Source organism: Cryptosporangium minutisporangium (genome assembly GCF_039536245.1).
Classification (GTDB): Bacteria; Actinomycetota; Actinomycetes; order Mycobacteriales; family Cryptosporangiaceae; genus Cryptosporangium; species Cryptosporangium minutisporangium.
The window spans coordinates 439,209-455,342 of sequence record NZ_BAAAYN010000017.1 but is presented as its reverse complement, the minus strand read 5'-3'; the positions used below and the strand labels follow the sequence as shown (position 1 = coordinate 455,342).

Here is a 16,134-nt window from a genome sequence, read left to right as displayed (position 1 = left end):
TGAAGGAGCGTGCGATGCCGGGAGGCAGGCTCACCCAGCAGGACCGCCAGCAGATCGCGCTGGGGTTGGCCGACGGCCTCGCCTACGCGGAGATCGCCAGGCGTCTCGACCGTCCCACGTCGACGATCACGCGTGAGGTGATGCGGAACGGCGGCCCGACCGGCTACCGCGCCGACCTGGCGCACCGTGCCACCGAACGCCGCACTCACCAACGCAGGCAAGCCGCGCCGCGGGATCCGCAGGCGCCCTCGCAGCCCTCCGGGCGCGACCCGGAGGCCGTGCGCGAGTACGAAGAGGTGCTCACCACGATCTTCATGCAATCGGGCCTGCCGAAGATGATGGCCCGAGTGATGGTCAGCCTCTACACCACCGACGCCGGCAGCCTCACCGCCTCCGAGCTCGTCCAGCGTCTCCAGGTCAGCCCGGCGACCATCTCCAAGGCGATCGCGTTCCTGGAAAGTCAGGCGCTCGTCCGCCGGGAGCGCGATGAACGCCGCCGCGAGCGGTACATCGTCGACGACGACGTCTGGTACCAGTCGACGGTCGCCAGCGCCCGGGCCCTCGCGCAGGTCGCGGAGGCTTCTCGGCAGGGCGTCAGCGTCCTGGGTGCGGGGACCCCCGCCGCCGTCCGCCTCGAGAACATCGCCCGCTTCATGGACTACGTCAGCGAGAACACCGAACGCGCCGCAGAGCAGGCCCGTGAGGTGCTGCACGCGAAGCCTGCCGTCCAGGACTCCGACGACTGACGTCCGCGCCCAGTTGCGGGCCGAGTTGCGTTAGGCCGACCAACGGAGGTAACTTCGTTAGTGATACTAACGTTAGTAGTACTAACGTTCATTCCATCAACGAATGCGGAGACAGTCATGACGACCTTTGGTCCCGCGCTCATCGGCCAGACCGAGAAGGCGCTCAACGCGATCCTGGACCGTCAACTCGCTGGAACCGGCATCACCGAACCCCAGTGGGTGACCCTCACCTTGACCGTGGCCAGCGGCGGGGCCATCGACCGGTCCCAGCTCATCCGCCGGGTCAGCGGCGCCACCCAATTCAGCGAAGTGTCGGTGGCCGAACGCCTCGCCGAGCTGATCGCCGCCGGCTTCGTGTGGGAGGACAGCGACGGCCGCATCCAGGTCACCGACGACGGGCAAGCGCGCTGGACGCAGATCCGCGCTGCGATCGGCCCGATCACCCAGGGCCTGTGGGGCGACCTGCCAGCCGAGGACCTGGCCGTCGCGGGGCGCGTCCTGGGTGTCGTCCTCGACCGGGCCAACGTGGTGCTGGCTGGCTCCTGAGCCCTCGCCACCCGACACCGTCGCCATCCTCTGACCGGAAGAAGAGGTCATGTCCACGAATGCGCTGCTCGCCGACCGTTTCGAGATCGCCGACCTGTTCACTCGCTTCGCACGCCTGCTCGACGAGCAGCGCTGGGAGGACGCCCGAACCGTCTTCGCCGACGACGTGGCGGTGCACTCCCCGCGCGGAGGCGAACTCCGCGGCCTCGACATGGTCGTCGCCTTTCTGCGACAGGACGAGGTCGAGGGAGAACACACCCAGCACACGACCACCGACCTGCTGGCAGAGATCGACGGCGACCAGGCGACCGCCTCGGCGAACTCGATCGTGTACTACTACCGCGACGGCCGAGCGCCCCACTTCACCGGCGGCCTGCGAATGGCCAGCACCCTGGTACGGACGGCGGCGGGCTGGCGCGTCCGCGAGCACCGGATCACGCCCGCCTGGACCCGAGAGGACTGACCTAGTCGCCCGACAGGCTGCGATCAGCCGCCAGTCAGCTGGTTGAAGATCGTGTCGACGTCGTACTTGGTGAAGTTTCCGCTGATCTGCAGCTCGTTGCCGGTGATCGGCTCGGCGACCTGCGGAGCCATCAGCACCCTGCCGTCGAGCACCAGCGCGAGCTGCTTGCCCACCGACTGCCTGGTCAGCTGCTCGAACGCGGCGGCGTCCCGGTCCACGAACTCCAGCTCCAGTACCCACCGGTCGTCGCCACGATCGTCGGTCTCGCCCTTGTCGAGCACGGGGGAGAGCCGCTCGACCGATTGCACGGTCATATAGCCCTGATCAAGGACAAAGCACCCATCGCCCGCGGCACGTGTGGGAAGGCTGCCACCCGTGCAGGGTCCCGGGTCGATGCGGACGACCGGCGCGATCCGCAGCGGCGCAGCGAGCTCGCAGCAGAACGTGAGGGGACCGGGCTCCTCCCCGTCGCGGGGGTCGGGCGGAGGTCCGACCCATAACACCAGCCCGACGCAGCCCGCGACCATGGTCAGGATCAGCAACGCGACGAGGCCGCCGACGAGCCGCACGGTTCTGAGGCTGGTACTCCGGCTCGCCGGGGGAACGGTGCCCGGCGGTGCGGGCGTCGGGGGGACGACGCCCGGCTGCGCGGGCGTCGAGACATCGGGCGAGTCGACGCGGTCGGGAGACGGGCCACCGACGGGATCCACTGACCCTCCAATCCTGGGGCGTCCCATCCTGCCCAACGGCTGCCACTCGCAACCCACCGCGGCACCTCGACGGCAGGGTCGCGAGATCAGCGAAGGCTCCATCCTCCGTTAGCCCGGTTACTCGCGACGCGTAGCCGCAGTACGTTAACGATCAGACGGCGCTCGACGTGGGACGCCTGATGCCCCCACCATCCACGAGCGAGCCGCAGAGACTGCAGCTGCGGGGACCGGCACTCCCACCGTCTCGCCGCCAGTCTCGAACCCGCTGGAATGAGGAACGATGAGCGAACGACGCCCGCGACCGCTGATGCTCGCTTCACGGTTGGTCCGAACATGAGCTGGGCGCCCACGAACGACGCGATCATCGGCCTGCTCGCCGACGGCCAGGAGCGCACTGCGCCGCAGTTGTGCAACGGAATCGGCCGACCGTCGGGCACGCTCCATCCGAACCTCACGTACCTGCTCGGTACCAGGAAGCTCGTAGCCCGCTGGGAAGAACCCAAGCCGAGGGTGGACGGACGACCTCGCCGCCGCTACTACCGGCTGCACCCGGACATGATCTTGCCGAAGGCGGCTGATGGGTGACGCTTCGGGCGCCGCTCATGGAGTGGGCTCCGAGGCGAACAACGTGAGCCCGAGGCGATGCGAGAGGTATCGGGCCGCGAGCTGACCCCGGATGCTGTTCCCGAAACCGTCGAGCGGTGGAGCGAACGTCGCCAGGGCGCCCTTGCCCGGCGAGACGACGACGATGCCGCCACCGATACCGCTCTTTCCGGGCACCCCGACGTCGTACAACCAGTCGCCGGACGACTCGTAAAGCCCGGCCGTGGCCATCACCGCGAGCGCGAAGTGGCAGACCGCCGTGTCCACGACCCGGTCGGTGCTGCCCGGACGGATGCCACCGTTGGCCAGCGTCGCACCCATCGTCGCGAGGTCCACCGCCGTCACCCGTAGACAGCTCTGCCGGGTGTACAGGTCGACCGCTTGGGTGGGTTCGCAGCCCACCGGTAGCTCTCCAGTAGGTCGGCCAGCGCGCGGTTGCGGTGGTTGGTGGCCGAGGCCGACGCGTAGACCTCCTCGTCGAGCGTCAGCGGACGGCCGGCGAACGCGGAGAGGGCCCTCGTGCAGGAACGTCCACCGGGCCTCGTGGGTGTCGCCGGGTGCGAGGCTGGCGATGGCGATCGCTCCCGCGTTGACCAGTGGGTTGGTCCGTCCGTCCGGACCGAGTTCGACGGCCGCGAGCGAGTTGAACGGCAGGCCGGTGGCGTTGACGCCGAGCCGCCGCCGGACGTTCTGCGCACCGAGGACGTCGCAAACAAGGGCGAAGACGAACGGCTTCGCCACGTCATGATCGTGTACCCGCGATCGAGGTCACCGGCTCCGTACCGCCCGCCGTGCGTCCCGACCGCGCAGATGCCGAACAGATCGGGAGGCATGACGGCGAGGGCCGGGTAGACCCGCGAGCACTCGCCGTCGGTCACCGAACGGAAGCGTTCGTAGGCCTCGTCGATCGAGCGTCGCACCTGCTCGGGGGAGGGCAGTTCGCCGGTGGAGACATAGGCGTCGACGTCCGGATCAGCTCGGTCCATCCCACTCACCTCGCGTGTGCGTACGTACCGGCGCCCACGCGGCCGGTCACGGACGGTCCGTCAGTTCTTCCTCCGCCGCGGGTTGAGATCGTGGCACCCGCGGACCGCCGTCGGGATCAGTAGGCCGGTGGTGGCGGCGGTGGCGGCTGGCCGGGTGCCGCCGAGAAGGCCACCGGAGGCGAGTCGGGATCGGTCTGGAGTACCGCCGTGAGTACCCGGTGTGCGTCGAGGACGCCGGGTCGCAGATCCTGCCAGCTCCGACCGACTGCAATGCCCTCGCTCTCCGCGTCGACGGCCGCGATCAGCGCCTGGAGGTAACCGCCGATCCGGACGGCCCAGTCCCGCCGCGCATCATTGGGAGCATTCTGGACGAGCGCTTCCCAGCGGCCGACCAAACCGACTAACCCGGTGCGAATGGGCGGCCAGACCACGGTGCGGTCGGTGACAGCCGTCGTGTTCAACACCGGCGGCAGCCGACTGTCGGTAGCCGCCTGCGTCTCCGCGCGCAGTTCCTGGGCCTCCCGGTCCCACGCCGACCGCCGTTGCGACCGCGAGATCAGCAGGGCACCGCCGGCCAACGCGGCGACGATCACGACCAGAACGCAGATCAGCGGACCCATCGTGTTGTTCTCTTCGGCGGCGGCTACCGACGGCGTGGCCGCAGGCTGCGACTCCGCGGGCCGCACGTCGGCCGGCTGGGACCGCGTCGGCTCCGCCGCAGGCGTCTCTCCGGGGGACGCCGCGAGCGGTGGCCGCGCGGACTCCGCCGGTTCCTGCGGCTCGTCCGGTGTCGCGCTTCGGTCCACGTCGAAACTGCGGGTGGGTCGTGGACTGTCGGCCGGTGCGCCCTCGGCCGGCGCTTCCTCCGTCGGTGCCTGCTCGGTAGGTGCGTCGTCGGCCGGGACGCTCCGGTCGACGGTTCGGTCCGGCGAGGGTAAGTTCGCGGTCGCGTCCGACGTCGGACGGTCGGACGGTCGCGCCGCGGGATCTCCGCCCGAACAGGCGGCGAGCCCGCAGGCAAGCGCTGCGGCGACGAACGCGATACCCACCGGACGAGATCGGTGCGAGGCACCCATGCGCAGCTCCTACCGTTCGGAGGGGTCGCTGCGGACGCTAGGTGGGCAGATGGCTGGGGACATCGCTCGCGAGGGATGATTGATCGCCCGAGGCGTTGATCCTGGCCGGACCCGCGGGGCGCCTCTCGGGTCAGTTCGCGGGGGGCCGCGAGGATCCCCTCGTGCCTGGAGTCCGATCGTGGCCCGAACGCGAGCCTGATGTGCGTCATCCAGAAATCTGATTTTCAGATAAACTCGCTGTCATGAGAACCATCTCCGCTACGGAGGCGTCTCGGAAGTTCTCGGACCTTCTCGATGCAATCGAGCGTGGGGAGACCGTCACCGTGACGCGCGGAAACCGCGCGGTCGCCGAAATCCGTCCAGCGCATCGCCGGACCGGCCGGGATCTTCGGCAGGCACTGGCCGAGACTTCGCCGCCGGACGAGCGGTTCGAGGCAGATATTGCTGACGCTCTCACCTATGTCGCCAACGACCGGACGGACCCGTGGGCCGACGCCTGATCCTCGATACCAACGTCCTCATCGCCTATGAACGAAATACGCTCGACCGGAACTCCCTCGACAACGACGAGTTGGCGGTGGCAGCGGTCACCATCGCCGAGTACCGGGTCGGTATCGAGCTGGCGGACACCGTGGCACGCGCCGCTGACCGTGCGCGCGCCCTCGCTGCGATCATCGCCAATATAGAAGTCCTGGAGTACACCGAAACTACGGCTGTCCATCACGCTCGCCTCATAGCGCAGGTCCGACGTGCTGGGACGCCACGGGGCGCGCATGACTTGATCATCGCGGCCCACTCCTCGGAAACTGGACGGATCATTGTCAGCCGAGACGCCGCAGCGCGCTTCGGTGACCTACCCAACGTCCTGGCCACACAACCCGACTGACGCCGCCGCCACTGCGATCGTCGACCATGGGCACGTCCCAGCGCGGGCTGCGCGGTTACCGGCGAAGCTTCTGGATGATTCCCGTGCGCTGCAGGTCGCGCATGCGCTTCATCAGGGCGGTGGCCGACGGTGACAGCAGATGTTCTGGATCGAATTCCGCGGTTGGGCGGAACTCGCTCAGCGTGGCTTGCACGTCCGGAGAGTCGCTGGGCACACAACCCATGCTCCAGTTGGGGAAATCGCGTTCCTCCACGTCGGCAACGGTGACGAGGCAGACCCTGGCGTGGCGGGGATCCGCCGCGATCTTGCAGAACAGTGCCGTGACCTGTTCTCGGTCACCCTCGAGGCACTGGCAGAAGTGAGTGCCGTCGAAGATTAGTACGCCGGTTACCTTGGCTCGCCAGTTCCCCGCGCGGGCCTGCTCGAGGATCCTCTGGATGCCTCCTACGCCGAGACTTCGTGCCTCGCTGGTGTACACGAGTTGCGAGAGCGGCATAGACCTATTTTAACCCTTAATTCATGTTTCTCCTGATTGACTGCAGCGGGACCACAGGTAGGCGAGACGGTTTTACCGAGTCGGCGGGGGTTCGTCCCAACCTAGCGATGGGCAACCGAGGCTGGATGCCTGGCAAATGTAGTAACATTGCTACGGCCCGAAGGGGGTGGTAGCAATGGCCATCACTACGTTGTCGAGTCGCGAGTTCAACCAGGACACCGGCCGGGCGAAGAACGCGGCTCGCAGTGGTCCGGTCTTCATCACCGACCGCGGTCGCCCGGCTCATGTGCTGCTGACCTTCGACGAGTATCAGCGGTTGACCGGCAGTCACGACAGCATTGTCGACCTGCTCGGCGTCCCCGTGGACGAGGCGGAGGTCGAGTTGGAGACCACTACTTCGCGTGACGTCGCCCGGCCAGCGGACTTGAGCTGATGTTCCTGCTCGATACGAACGTCGTCTCCGAACTGCGGAAGGCCAAGGCGGGCAAGGCCGACAAGAACGTCGTCGACTGGGCTGCCGGTGCCGCAGCGAGCAGCATGTTCATCTCGGCGGTTACGGTTCAGGAGCTGGAAGTCGGGGTCCTCCTGACCGAGCGGCGAGATTCGGCGCAGGGGGCGGTGCTGCGTCGCTGGCTGGAAGCGCAGGTTTTGCTGGCCTTCGCAGAGCGGGTTCTCCCGGTGGACACCGCCGTAGCCCTGCGCAGCGCTGCGCTGCACGTCCCCGACCCGCAACCCATCCGGGACTCGCTGATCGCGGCGACCGCACTCGTGCACGGGATGCCGGTCGTGACCCGAAACGTGTCCGATTTCGCGCCTACGGGCGTGGAGGTCATCAACCCGTGGCAGGCCGACACCTGACGGTCACGGCTGCAGAGTCCACGGTCAACGACGGTCACGGCAGCAAAATGGCCAGCTTCCGGTGTGGAAACTGGCCATCTACCTGGTACTACGTGGTCGGGGTGGCGGGATTCGAACCCACGGCCTCTTCGTCCCGAACGAAGCGCGCTACCAAGCTGCGCCACACCCCGGCGGCACGGAGGAAGTCTAACTGACGCCCGCGGCCTGTTGCGCGCGGGTATCGCGTGCCCCGTGCTCCGGTCGCGGTACGAGCGTGAGCAGGCTCACCTCCGGTGGGCACGCGAACCGGATCGGAGCGTACGGAGAGGTGCCCATACCTGCGGAAACGTGGATCCAGGTGTCCCCGTTCCAACGGTGGGCACCGCGAGCGAGATCACGTTCGATGCCGCAGTTGGTGACCAGCGCCCCGTAGCCCGGCACGCGCAGCTGGCCGCCGTGGGTGTGTCCGGCGAGCACCAGGTCGTACCCGTCGGTGGCGAACTGATCGAGGACCCGCGGCTCCGGTGCGTGGACCAGCCCGAGGTGGAGATCGGCCGCCGGGTCGAGGGCGCCGGCGATGGCCGGGTAGTCGTCGAGCTTGAGGTGCGGGTCGTCGACGCCGCCGAGTTCGATCGTGCGGCCGCCAGCGACGACCGAGGCCTTCGCGTTCGTGAGGTCGGCCCAGCCGGCTTCGGCCAGGGCGTCGCGGAGGTCGGTCCACGGCAGTTCGGGGCCGTGCGTCCGCTTGTGGTGCTTGTTGAAGTACTTGAACGGGTTCTTCGGGACCGGCCCGTAGTAGTCGTTAGAGCCGAAGACGAACGCTCCGGGACGCCCGAGCAGCGGTCCGAGCGCGTCGAGCACCGCGGGAACGGCGTCCGGCGACGAGAGGTTGTCGCCGGTGAGTGCGACGAAGTCGGGGTCCAGCGCGTTCAGGCTGCGGACCCACTCCTGCTTGCCGTGCTGGCCCGGGAGCATGTGCAGATCGGACACGTGCAGGATGCGGAGCGGTTCGGCGTCCTGGGCGAGCACCGGGACGTCGAACCGGCGGAGCGTCCACCGTCGCCGCTCGAAGGCCGACGCGTACACCACGGTCGCCGCGCCAGCGCCGACCACGCCCAGTGACAGACGGGTACCCCACTTCATGCCCGGCAGCGTACACACGCAGGGTCGCACCGGCGTTTCGGAGCTGTCCGCAAATCCCTCCGGTGTCGGCCGCGACCGGGAGTAGCGTTCCTGCCATGAGCACTGCTGCGGGCGGCCTGAAGACCCGCCTCTCGACCGACCTCACGACCGCGATGAAAGCAAGGGACGAACTGGTCACCTCGACGTTGCGAATGGCGCTCACTGCGATCCGCAACGAGGAGGTGGCCGGAAAGGCCGCTCGTGAGCTCTCTGACGACGAAGTGCTCCGGGTGCTTACCCGGGAAGCCAAGAAGCGCGTTGAGGCCGCTGAGGCCTTTGCGTCGGGCGGACGGGCCGATCGTGCGGACCGGGAGCGCGCCGAGGGTGAAGTTCTCTCCCGCTACCTGCCGACGCAGCTGGGCGACGAGGAGCTGTCCGCCGTCGTCGCGGCGGCGCTCGGCGAGGCCGGCGTCACCGACGTCAAGCAGATGGGGAAGGCCATGAAGGCGGTTCAGGCCGCCGTGGCGGGCCGGGCGCAGGGTGGCCGGGTGGCCGCCGAGGTGAAGCGCCAGCTCTCCGCCTGAGGCGGCACGGCACGGGCCGCCCGCCCTCGAGAAGCCCCGAACGAACGTCGCGGCCCCCGATCACCTGATCGGGGGCCGCGACGTATCAGAGCTAGTTACCGCCGGGTTCGGTCTGACACATCGGCAGTGCGGGGTTGGTGGAGCAGATCTGGTCCCGGATCTGGTCGCCCGGATCCTCACCAGGCTCACTGGGATCCGGCTTCTCCGGTTCCGGTGGCTGCCCGTTGCTCAACACGATCGTGACGACGCTGCCCTTCGTGCTGTCGCTGCCTCCGGCCGGATCGGTCCGGGCCACCCGGCCCTCGCCGATGTCGGAGCTCACCCGGGTCGGCGACAGCCGTACCTCGAAGCCCGCCTCCCGGAGCTTGCGGGTCGCGGAGTCCACCGAGTCGCCGGTCGTGTCCGGCACCGTCACCCGCACGCCGTAGGCCAGCTTGCTCGTCGGCGCGATGAACTGCTTCACCGGCAGCTTCTGGAGTGCGATGTTCAGTGCGTCGCGGGTGGCGTCGATCGGGATCTGCGTGTTCGGTACCGAGTCGAGGTACTTGTCCGGGTTCGCGAGGAAGCCAGCGGCCGCGAGGTTCGGCGTGAAGCCGACGAACCAGGCCGCGTTGTTGTCGTCGGTGGTACCGGTCTTGCCGGCCACCGGCCGATCGATCACCCGGCCGACGCTGGCCGCGGTACGACCGCCGCCGGGGTGCGTGCACGACAGGCCGACCATCGAGTTGTCACCCACCGGGCACCGGGCCATGTCGGCAGCCGCGTCCGCGACCTGCTTCGGGATCGTCTGCTTGCAGGTCGGGTTGGACAGCTCGGGGAGCGGCTTGCCCTCCTGGTCGGCGATCTTGTTGAGCGGCAGCGGTGCGCAGTATTTGCCGCGCGCCGCGATCGTCGCGTAGGCGGTCGCCATGTCGAGCGGCGAGACCTGCGCGGTGCCGAGCGTGAACGATCCCCATGCGGTCGGATCGGTCTGCGCATCACGCTTGTTCTTCACGTCGACGCTGGCCCGGAACTCGACGCCGAGCTTCTCGGCGGCGCTGACCGCGGCCTTGACCGAGACCTGCTCCTCCAACGGGATGAAGTAGGTGTTAGCCGACTCGCCGAACGCGCTCGACATCGTCTGCAGCCCTTTCATCGTGGGCGACGCGTTCTTCGGGCAGTACTTGGGGCCGGTCTTGCACCCGCCGTTGTACTGCGACACGTACCGGTCCTGCGCGTAGATCGTGTTGCTCAGCGGGATGTTCTTCTCCAGTGCCGCGACCGCGGTGAACATCTTGAACGTCGATCCGGCCTGGTAACCCGGGGACACGTTGGAACCGGAGAGCAGCGGATTCACGGTGTACGGGTAGGTCTTCTTGCCCTGGTTCTTGGGGATGCCGTACTTGCGGTTGATCGCCATCGCCTTGACCCGACCGGTACCCGGCTCGACCATCACGATTCCGGTCGCGAAGCGGCTGTTCACGTCCAGCCGCTCGTCGATCTGCTGCTGCGCCGCCTTCTGCATCCGGACGTCGAGGGACGACACGATCTTGTAGCCGCCCTTGCGGAGGTCGTCCTCACGCTCGGTGCGCGTCTTGCCGAACTTCGGGTTCGACTTCCACCAGTCGAGGAACCAGCCGCAGAAGAACCCGTAGGCGGTGTTCCCGTTCTCGCAGGACTGCGCCTGGGCCTTCGGGTTCAGCCCGAGGTCGCCCTTCTTCGCGGCGTCCGCCTCGGCCTGGGTGATGTACTTCAGCTTCACCATCTGGTTCAGCACGTACTCGCGCCGGTCTTCCGCCGGCTTGGTGCCGAACTGCTTGTTTTCGACCGGGTTGTACTGGGTCGGGTTCTGCGCCATCCCGGCGATCATCGCGGCTTCCGCGAGAGTCAGCTCCGACGGCGGCTTGCTGAAGTACACCCACGACGCGGCGTAGATGCCGTAGCCCTGGTTACCGAAGTACGTGATGTTGAGGTAATTCTCCAGGATCTGGTCCTTGGAGAGTTCCTTCTCCAGCGCGATCGCGTACCGCATCTCGCGCAGCTTCCGGCCGGCCGTGTCCTCGGTGGCCAGGCGGAGTTCTTCGGAGTTGGTCGCGCCGTACTTCAGGATCGACCGCACGTACTGCTGGGTCAGCGTGGAAGCGCCCTGGGTGACCTGGCCGTTGCTCTGGTTCCGCACGAACGCGCGGACGATGCCCCGGGCGTCGACACCCTGGTGATCGTAGAACCGGTTGTCCTCGGCGGCCACGATCGCCTGTCGCATCACTGGTGCGACGTCGCCGAGCTTCACGTTCCGCCGGTTTTCGTCGTAGAACCGGGCGATCTCTGTCTTACCGTTGCTCGCGTAAAGAATCGAGACCTGCGGCACGGGAGGGATCTTGATCTCGGCCGGCAGGTCACTGAAGGAATCCGAAGCCGACTTAGCGGTTAAACCGGACACGCCCACCGCGGGGAACGCGGCGGCGGCGATCACTACGCCGGCGAGGATTCCGCAGAGCACCAGTGAGACGACATTGGCGAGCGTGCGGTCCTGAGGCAACTTCACGGCGCCCAGAGTACGCAGCGATACCCAGAATCCAGGCCGTCGAGGTTACTCACGGGTTGGTGTGACCAGGGGCACCACCTCTGAACAGGGCTCCTTCCACCATACGGTGGATAGCCACTGCCCATTAGTGCTGGTGAAAGACCACCCGAATGGCCGCTGCCAACCGCCACTGTCGCTTTCTTACCGTCCTGGGGCAGGCATGCCGGACCGACACGGCGTCGCCCACACGGATTTTGCGTGCCTGACGAGCCTTGCCGGGACGGCGTGACGCTGAAGGGGGCAGAGATGGGAATGATCGCTGACTGGGCTGGACGTGCGGCCTGTCGCGCCAGCGATCCGGACTCGCTCTTCGTCCAGGGTGCGGCGCAGAACCGTGCCAAGACGGTGTGTATGGGTTGTCCGGTTCGGACGGAATGCCTCGCTGATGCCCTCGACAACCGTGTCGAGTTCGGGGTCTGGGGCGGTATGACCGAGCGCGAGCGTCGTGCACTTTTACGCCGACGCCCCGACGTGACCTCGTGGTGGAAGCTTCTCGAGTCCGCCCGTAAGGCGCACGACCTGCAGCCCACCGGCTGAGCAACCAGGTTCCGGCCCGGGCCGAGGCCCCCGGCGGCGAACCTGAGCAGTACCGGCGCGGCGCGCCTACGCAGTACGGACGAGCGCCGCGCCCACCCGGCGCAAGCCGTCGAGATCGTGGACGTCCTCGGCTTCGGCCGGCACCTCGACGACGGGAACCTCCGGGTGCGCGGTGGTGAACCCCGCCGCGATCCGCCGCTCGCGCTCCACCAGCCGGGAGAGGCCGGCGTGGAGCCGTAGCACCTCGGCGGTCACCGACGACCCGTCGGTGCGCTCCAACTCCTCCGCGGCGGTCAACGCCTCGGCCGCGGAGAGCCCCGGCACCTCGGTGGCGTGCACCCGGTTGAGAACCAGCCCCGCCAGCGGCATTCCCTCCGCGAGGAGGCGGTCCGCGAAGTACGACGCCTCCCGCACGGCGTCCGGCTCCGGAGCCGCCACGACGACGAACGCGGTGCCCGGCGTTTTCAACAGGTCGTAGGTGCGCTGGGCGCGCTCCCGGAAGCCGCCGAACATCGAATCCAGCGCGGCGACGAACGTCGAGACGTCGTCCAGCAGCTGCGTGCCGAGGACCTTCGTGATCACGCGGCTGAACAGCCCGAACGAGGCCGACATCATCTTCAGCATGCCGCGCCCGCCGGACTTCGCGGGCGCCAGCAGCAGCTTGAGCAGCCGACCGTCGAGGAAACGGGCCAGGTTCTGCGGCGCGTCCAGGAAGTCGAGGGCCGAGCGGCTGGGTGGCGTGTCGACGATGATCAGGTCCCACTCGTCGGCGGCCCGGAGCTGGCTGAGCTTCTCCATCGCCATGTACTCCTGCGTCCCCGAGAACGAGGACGACATCGCCTGGTAGAAGGGGTTCGCGAAGATCTCCTCGGCACGCTCCGGGTCGGTGTGCGCCAGGACGACTTCGTCGAACGTCCGTTTCATGTCGAGCATCATCGCGTGCAGCTCGCCACCCGCCGCGCTCTCGACGCCCTTCACCCGACGCGGGACGTTGTCCAGCTCGGAGAGGCCCATCGACTGCGCGAGCCGGCGTGCAGGGTCGATCGTGAGCACGACCGTGCGCCGCCCCGTCTCCGCCGCGCGAAGCCCCAGCGCGGCGGCCGTAGTGGTCTTTCCCACACCGCCGGAGCCGCAACACACGATGATCCGTGTGTCGGCATCGGCCAGCAGCGCCTCCATGTCCAGATGGGTCACGGCGCCCGCACCCCCGCCTTCCGCAGCACGTCGGCCAGCTCGTACAGCTCGTTCGTGTCCACGCCCTCCGGCAGCAACGGCAGGTCCACCACCGGACGGCCGAGCTCGGTCAGCTCCGACCGCAGACGCTGTTCCAGGGCTACCCGGCGCACGTGGTCGGTCACCTCGTCGACGAGGCCCTTCACCGTTTGCCGGTCAGTGGGCAGCCCGGCCGCGGTGAGGCCGCGCTTCAGCTCCGCCTGGGTGACCTTCGCGTCGACCAACGAGGTTCCGCGGACCGCGTTGACCAGCACCGCGCCGATCGGCAGCCCGATCGCGGCGAGTTCGGTGACGGCGTCCGAGGTCTCCTGCACCGGCATCTCCTCGAGGAGCGTGACCAGGTGCACCGCGGTCATCGGCGAGCGCAGGACGGCCATCACACCGTCCGACTGGGTCTTGATCGGTCCGACCCTGGCCAGCCCGGCGACCTCGGAGTTGACGTTGAGGAAACGCCCGATCCGTCCGGTCGGCGGAGCGTCGAGCACGACGGCGTCGTAGACGCGCCGGCCCCGATCGGCTCGGGTCACCGCCTCTTTGACCTTGCCGGTCAGCAGCACGTCGCGCATACCGGGCGCGATCGTGGTCGCGAAGTCGATCGCACCGAGCTTCTTCAAGACCCGGCCGGCCCGGCCGAGCTTGTAGAAGAGTTCCAGATACTCGAGCAGGGCTTCCTCGGCGTCGACGGCGAGCGCGCGCACCTCACCGCCCTCGGGCGCGACCGCGATCGGACGCTCGGCGTAGGGCAGCGGATCGAGGCCGAACAGCTGCGCGACGCCCTGCCGGCCCTCCACTTCGACGAGCAGGGTCCGGCGCCCACCAGCGGCCAGCGCGAGCGCGAGCGCCGCGGCGACCGTCGTCTTCCCGGTCCCGCCCTTGCCGGTGACTATGTGCAGCCGCGCCTGGGGGAACGCAGCGGATTCCTCGGGCACTCTACGAGCGTAACCACGCATCCACGCGAGCTGCCCGTCGGCGCCGGTCGGCATCGCGCTCCCAGTAGGGTGCGGCCATGACGAAGTGGGAGTACGTGACGGTTCCACTGCTCGTGCACGCCACGAAGCAGATTCTGGACAACTGGGGTGAAGACGGCTGGGAACTGGTCGCCGTGGTGCCCGGTCCGAGCGCCGAGCAGCTCGTCGCCTACCTGAAGCGCCCGAAGGAAGGCCAGTGAGCTCCTTCCAACGCCCGGCTTTCTCTGAGGGCGAGCGCCCTCAGCAGGCGCCGTTCGAGGGGAATTCAGTGAGCAACGTCGCACAACGACTCGCGGAGCTGGGTCTGACGCTGCCGGTCGTACCGGCCCCGGTGGCCGCGTACGTGCCCGCGGTGCGCACCGGTTCGTACGTCTACACCTCCGGTCAGCTGCCGATGGTCGACGGCAAGCTGCCCGTCACCGGACTGCTCGGCGCCGAGGTATCCGCGGAGACCGGCTACGAGCTGGCGCGGACCGCCGGGCTGAACGCGCTAGCCGCGGTGGCGTCCGTCGTCGACCTGAACGACGTCGTGCGGGTCGTGAAGGCGGTCGGGTACGTCGCGTCCGCGCCCGGGTTCACCGGTCAGCCCGGCGTGGTGAACGGCGCGAGCGAGCTGTTCGGAGCCGTGTTCGGCGACGCGGGCAAGCACGCCCGGAGCGCGGTGGGGGTGGCGGTGCTGCCGCTCGACGCTCCGGTCGAGGTCGAGCTGATCGTCGAGGTGCGTTGAGCGCTCACGCGAGCGGCGGGGTGTCGGACGGGATACCGACGACGCCCCGCACCACGCGGCTGAGCTGGACCTCGAACGTGGCGGTCACCAGCGCGGTCGCTACCGAGGACATGCCGGCGTAGTCCTCGATCAGCCGGGCTCGGTCGTCCACCCGCCCGTTGCCGACGACCTCGGACGGCTCCGCGTCGCCGGCCCGCGGCTGCGGAACCCGCGGGGCCCCCGCCGAGACGGCCGGGACGGCATCCGCCGGACGCGACGGGTCCGGCGCGGGCCGTTCGGCGAACACCCGGGTGAACGCCTCCAGAATTTCCCGGGAGAGCTCCAGCGTGGCCGCCGCCACCCGTAGCTGCAGCCGGGTGATCTCCGGCGACGGCAGCCCCATCTCCCGCGCCCGACGGCCCACCGCGACGAGCACCGGGTGGGTGCCGTGCCAGTGGCCGTCCCGGCCGCGGCTGACCAGCCCGTAGGACTCCAGCGCCTCCCACGCACCCGGCTGCGCGTGCAGGTCGGCCACGCCCTCGGGCTCCACCTGCAGATCCGGGTCCGAGGTGTCGGTGGGCGACGGAAAGCGCATCGCCAGGCCCTGGGAGTGCCACGCGAGCGCCAGCTCCGGCGCGTTGTGGCCGGTCTGCAGCAGCGCGCGGATCGCGGCGAGCGAGAAACCGGCCTGCTGCAGCCGCTGGATCAGCTCGAGCCGGTCGATGTGCGAGTGGTCGTACACGCTGCGGCGACCGACCCGGCGCGGCGGGTGCAGCAGCCGCCGGGACTGGTGCGCCCGCACCAGCCGGACGCTGACCCGGCAATGTTCGGCCAGTTGTTCGACGCTCAGCTCGGTAGGCAGTTCCCGGCTCGGGGCTGGCTGTTCAGGTGGAAGCCCGGGCAGCGCGGTGGTGGGGATGGTGGCAGACTCTCTGTAATCTCCGTGGTGGCGCCCCGTCACAGCTGGCACCGTACTCCACGGCGGCGAGCCGGGTTCTGCGCGGCAAGATCCGCGCGACCGGGGGCTGAGATCGTTGACAGCAGGTCGACGACAGGGGTGCACGACCTACGA

21 protein-coding genes and 1 tRNA gene are annotated in these 16,134 nt (G+C 68.7%); 12 read left to right on the top strand and 10 right to left on the bottom strand.

The genetic code is table 11. The features are described 5' to 3' along the window. The first annotated feature begins 14 nt into the window (after positions 1-14). The 3 genes from ABEB28_RS13870 to ABEB28_RS13860 all read left to right on the top strand — a co-directional run bounded on the left by ABEB28_RS13870 (position 15) and on the right by ABEB28_RS13860 (position 1,755). A complete protein-coding gene (locus tag ABEB28_RS13870; protein WP_345728461.1) occupies positions 15-746 on the top strand; it encodes a GbsR/MarR family transcriptional regulator in 732 nt (243 codons plus the stop codon). Positions 747-863: 117 nt separating this feature from the next. After that, positions 864-1,292, top strand: coding sequence for a MarR family winged helix-turn-helix transcriptional regulator (locus tag ABEB28_RS13865; protein ID WP_345728460.1), 429 nt, complete (start codon positions 864-866; stop codon positions 1,290-1,292). A gap of 49 nt (positions 1,293-1,341) precedes the next feature. Next, positions 1,342-1,755, top strand: a complete 414-nt coding sequence (locus ABEB28_RS13860; protein WP_345728459.1) for a nuclear transport factor 2 family protein — start codon at positions 1,342-1,344, stop codon at positions 1,753-1,755. A gap of 23 nt (positions 1,756-1,778) precedes the next feature. Here the strand turns inward: ABEB28_RS13860 and ABEB28_RS13855 are convergent, their stop codons facing one another. After that, on the bottom strand, positions 1,779-2,465 hold the full coding sequence (locus ABEB28_RS13855; RefSeq protein WP_345728458.1) for a SecDF P1 head subdomain-containing protein: 687 nt from the start codon (positions 2,463-2,465) through the stop codon (positions 1,779-1,781). Positions 2,466-2,798: 333 nt separating this feature from the next. Here ABEB28_RS13855 and ABEB28_RS13850 point away from each other — a divergent pair, with 333 nt between their 5' ends. Continuing rightward, positions 2,799-3,050, top strand: coding sequence for a hypothetical protein (locus ABEB28_RS13850; RefSeq protein ID WP_345728457.1), 252 nt, complete (start codon positions 2,799-2,801; stop codon positions 3,048-3,050). Between the two features lie 15 nt (positions 3,051-3,065). Here the strand turns inward: ABEB28_RS13850 and ABEB28_RS13845 are convergent, their stop codons facing one another. Together ABEB28_RS13845 and ABEB28_RS13840 are read right to left on the bottom strand one after the other, a co-directional pair. After that, positions 3,066-3,809, bottom strand: coding sequence for a glutaminase (locus ABEB28_RS13845; protein WP_345728456.1), 744 nt, complete (start codon positions 3,807-3,809; stop codon positions 3,066-3,068). A gap of 361 nt (positions 3,810-4,170) precedes the next feature. Next, positions 4,171-5,130: a hypothetical protein gene (locus tag ABEB28_RS13840; protein WP_345728455.1), complete on the bottom strand. Its 960-nt coding sequence runs from the start codon at positions 5,128-5,130 to the stop codon at positions 4,171-4,173. Between the two features lie 242 nt (positions 5,131-5,372). Here ABEB28_RS13840 and ABEB28_RS13835 point away from each other — a divergent pair, with 242 nt between their 5' ends. Then, entirely contained in the window at positions 5,373-5,630 is a 258-nt protein-coding gene (locus tag ABEB28_RS13835; RefSeq protein WP_345728454.1) for a type II toxin-antitoxin system Phd/YefM family antitoxin, read from the top strand. Beyond that, positions 5,615-6,016, top strand: coding sequence for a type II toxin-antitoxin system VapC family toxin (locus ABEB28_RS13830; RefSeq protein WP_345728453.1), 402 nt, complete (start codon positions 5,615-5,617; stop codon positions 6,014-6,016). Before ABEB28_RS13835 ends, ABEB28_RS13830 begins: the two co-directional genes overlap by 16 nt. Positions 6,017-6,071: 55 nt before the next feature. On the opposite strand, the gene ABEB28_RS13825 is transcribed toward ABEB28_RS13830, so the two are convergent. Beyond that, positions 6,072-6,512: a BLUF domain-containing protein gene (locus ABEB28_RS13825; RefSeq protein ID WP_345728452.1), complete on the bottom strand. Its 441-nt coding sequence runs from the start codon at positions 6,510-6,512 to the stop codon at positions 6,072-6,074. 175 nt (positions 6,513-6,687) lie between these two features. On the opposite strand from ABEB28_RS13825, the gene ABEB28_RS13820 reads away from it, so the two are divergent. After that, complete coding sequence (locus ABEB28_RS13820; protein ID WP_345728451.1) at positions 6,688-6,945, top strand: type II toxin-antitoxin system Phd/YefM family antitoxin; 258 nt, start codon at positions 6,688-6,690, stop codon at positions 6,943-6,945. Further along, entirely contained in the window at positions 6,945-7,370 is a 426-nt protein-coding gene (locus ABEB28_RS13815) for a type II toxin-antitoxin system VapC family toxin (RefSeq protein WP_345728450.1), read from the top strand. Before ABEB28_RS13820 ends, ABEB28_RS13815 begins: the two co-directional genes overlap by 1 nt. A gap of 93 nt (positions 7,371-7,463) precedes the next feature. Here the strand turns inward: ABEB28_RS13815 and ABEB28_RS13810 are convergent. Continuing rightward, positions 7,464-7,540, bottom strand: a tRNA-Pro gene (locus ABEB28_RS13810). Between the two features lie 16 nt (positions 7,541-7,556). Beyond that, positions 7,557-8,492 (bottom strand): metallophosphoesterase, encoded by a 936-nt coding sequence (locus tag ABEB28_RS13805; protein ID WP_345728449.1) that lies wholly within the window; start codon positions 8,490-8,492, stop codon positions 7,557-7,559. Between the two features lie 95 nt (positions 8,493-8,587). Here ABEB28_RS13805 and ABEB28_RS13800 point away from each other — a divergent pair, with 95 nt between their 5' ends. Beyond that, positions 8,588-9,055 carry a GatB/YqeY domain-containing protein gene (locus tag ABEB28_RS13800; RefSeq protein ID WP_345728448.1) on the top strand — a complete coding sequence of 156 codons (468 nt, stop codon included), beginning with the start codon at positions 8,588-8,590 and terminating at the stop codon, positions 9,053-9,055. Positions 9,056-9,146: 91 nt separating this feature from the next. On the opposite strand, the gene ABEB28_RS13795 is transcribed toward ABEB28_RS13800, so the two are convergent. Then, complete coding sequence (locus ABEB28_RS13795) at positions 9,147-11,579, bottom strand: penicillin-binding protein (protein WP_345728447.1); 2,433 nt, start codon at positions 11,577-11,579, stop codon at positions 9,147-9,149. Positions 11,580-11,864: 285 nt separating this feature from the next. Between ABEB28_RS13795 and ABEB28_RS13790 the strand changes: the two genes are divergently transcribed. Further along, positions 11,865-12,155 (top strand): WhiB family transcriptional regulator, encoded by a 291-nt coding sequence (locus tag ABEB28_RS13790; RefSeq protein WP_345728644.1) that lies wholly within the window; start codon positions 11,865-11,867, stop codon positions 12,153-12,155. A 66-nt stretch (positions 12,156-12,221) separates the two neighbouring features. Here the strand turns inward: ABEB28_RS13790 and bagB are convergent, their stop codons facing one another. Both bagB and bagA read right to left on the bottom strand, forming a co-directional pair. Next, positions 12,222-13,334 carry an ArsA family ATPase gene (gene bagB / locus ABEB28_RS13785; protein WP_345728643.1) on the bottom strand — a complete coding sequence of 371 codons (1,113 nt, stop codon included), beginning with the start codon at positions 13,332-13,334 and terminating at the stop codon, positions 12,222-12,224. 11 nt (positions 13,335-13,345) lie between these two features. Then, complete coding sequence (gene bagA / locus ABEB28_RS13780; RefSeq protein WP_376981524.1) at positions 13,346-14,338, bottom strand: ATPase BagA; 993 nt, start codon at positions 14,336-14,338, stop codon at positions 13,346-13,348. 56 nt (positions 14,339-14,394) lie between these two features. Here bagA and sp36 point away from each other — a divergent pair, with 56 nt between their 5' ends. Then, positions 14,395-14,556 (top strand): Sp36 family protein, encoded by a 162-nt coding sequence (sp36, locus tag ABEB28_RS13775; protein ID WP_345728445.1) that lies wholly within the window; start codon positions 14,395-14,397, stop codon positions 14,554-14,556. Between the two features lie 68 nt (positions 14,557-14,624). Next, entirely contained in the window at positions 14,625-15,083 is a 459-nt protein-coding gene (locus ABEB28_RS13770; protein ID WP_345728444.1) for a RidA family protein, read from the top strand. A 4-nt stretch (positions 15,084-15,087) separates the two neighbouring features. On the opposite strand, the gene ABEB28_RS13765 is transcribed toward ABEB28_RS13770, so the two are convergent. Further along, on the bottom strand, positions 15,088-16,023 hold the full coding sequence (locus ABEB28_RS13765; protein ID WP_345728443.1) for a MerR family transcriptional regulator: 936 nt from the start codon (positions 16,021-16,023) through the stop codon (positions 15,088-15,090). Between the last annotated feature and the right edge of the window lie 111 nt (positions 16,024-16,134).

What these genes read in the sequence shown, in the direction of transcription:
- bagA (WP_376981524.1), bottom strand. Translation starts at nt 14,338, where the DNA reads ATGCGTGGTTACGCTCGTAGAGTGCCCGAGGAATCCGCTGCGTTCCCC.
- ABEB28_RS13790 (WP_345728644.1), top strand. Translation starts at nt 11,865, where the DNA reads ATGGGAATGATCGCTGACTGGGCTGGACGTGCGGCCTGTCGCGCCAGC.
- ABEB28_RS13865 (WP_345728460.1), top strand. Translation starts at nt 864, where the DNA reads ATGACGACCTTTGGTCCCGCGCTCATCGGCCAGACCGAGAAGGCGCTC.
- sp36 (WP_345728445.1), top strand. Translation starts at nt 14,395, where the DNA reads ATGACGAAGTGGGAGTACGTGACGGTTCCACTGCTCGTGCACGCCACG.
- ABEB28_RS13860 (WP_345728459.1), top strand. Translation starts at nt 1,342, where the DNA reads ATGTCCACGAATGCGCTGCTCGCCGACCGTTTCGAGATCGCCGACCTG.
- ABEB28_RS13820 (WP_345728451.1), top strand. Translation starts at nt 6,688, where the DNA reads ATGGCCATCACTACGTTGTCGAGTCGCGAGTTCAACCAGGACACCGGC.
- ABEB28_RS13800 (WP_345728448.1), top strand. Translation starts at nt 8,588, where the DNA reads ATGAGCACTGCTGCGGGCGGCCTGAAGACCCGCCTCTCGACCGACCTC.
- ABEB28_RS13815 (WP_345728450.1), top strand. Translation starts at nt 6,945, where the DNA reads ATGTTCCTGCTCGATACGAACGTCGTCTCCGAACTGCGGAAGGCCAAG.
- bagB (WP_345728643.1), bottom strand. Translation starts at nt 13,334, where the DNA reads ATGGAGGCGCTGCTGGCCGATGCCGACACACGGATCATCGTGTGTTGC.
- ABEB28_RS13825 (WP_345728452.1), bottom strand. Translation starts at nt 6,512, where the DNA reads ATGCCGCTCTCGCAACTCGTGTACACCAGCGAGGCACGAAGTCTCGGC.
- ABEB28_RS13870 (WP_345728461.1), top strand. Translation starts at nt 15, where the DNA reads ATGCCGGGAGGCAGGCTCACCCAGCAGGACCGCCAGCAGATCGCGCTG.
- ABEB28_RS13835 (WP_345728454.1), top strand. Translation starts at nt 5,373, where the DNA reads ATGAGAACCATCTCCGCTACGGAGGCGTCTCGGAAGTTCTCGGACCTT.
- ABEB28_RS13850 (WP_345728457.1), top strand. Translation starts at nt 2,799, where the DNA reads ATGAGCTGGGCGCCCACGAACGACGCGATCATCGGCCTGCTCGCCGAC.
- ABEB28_RS13840 (WP_345728455.1), bottom strand. Translation starts at nt 5,130, where the DNA reads ATGGGTGCCTCGCACCGATCTCGTCCGGTGGGTATCGCGTTCGTCGCC.
- ABEB28_RS13805 (WP_345728449.1), bottom strand. Translation starts at nt 8,492, where the DNA reads ATGAAGTGGGGTACCCGTCTGTCACTGGGCGTGGTCGGCGCTGGCGCG.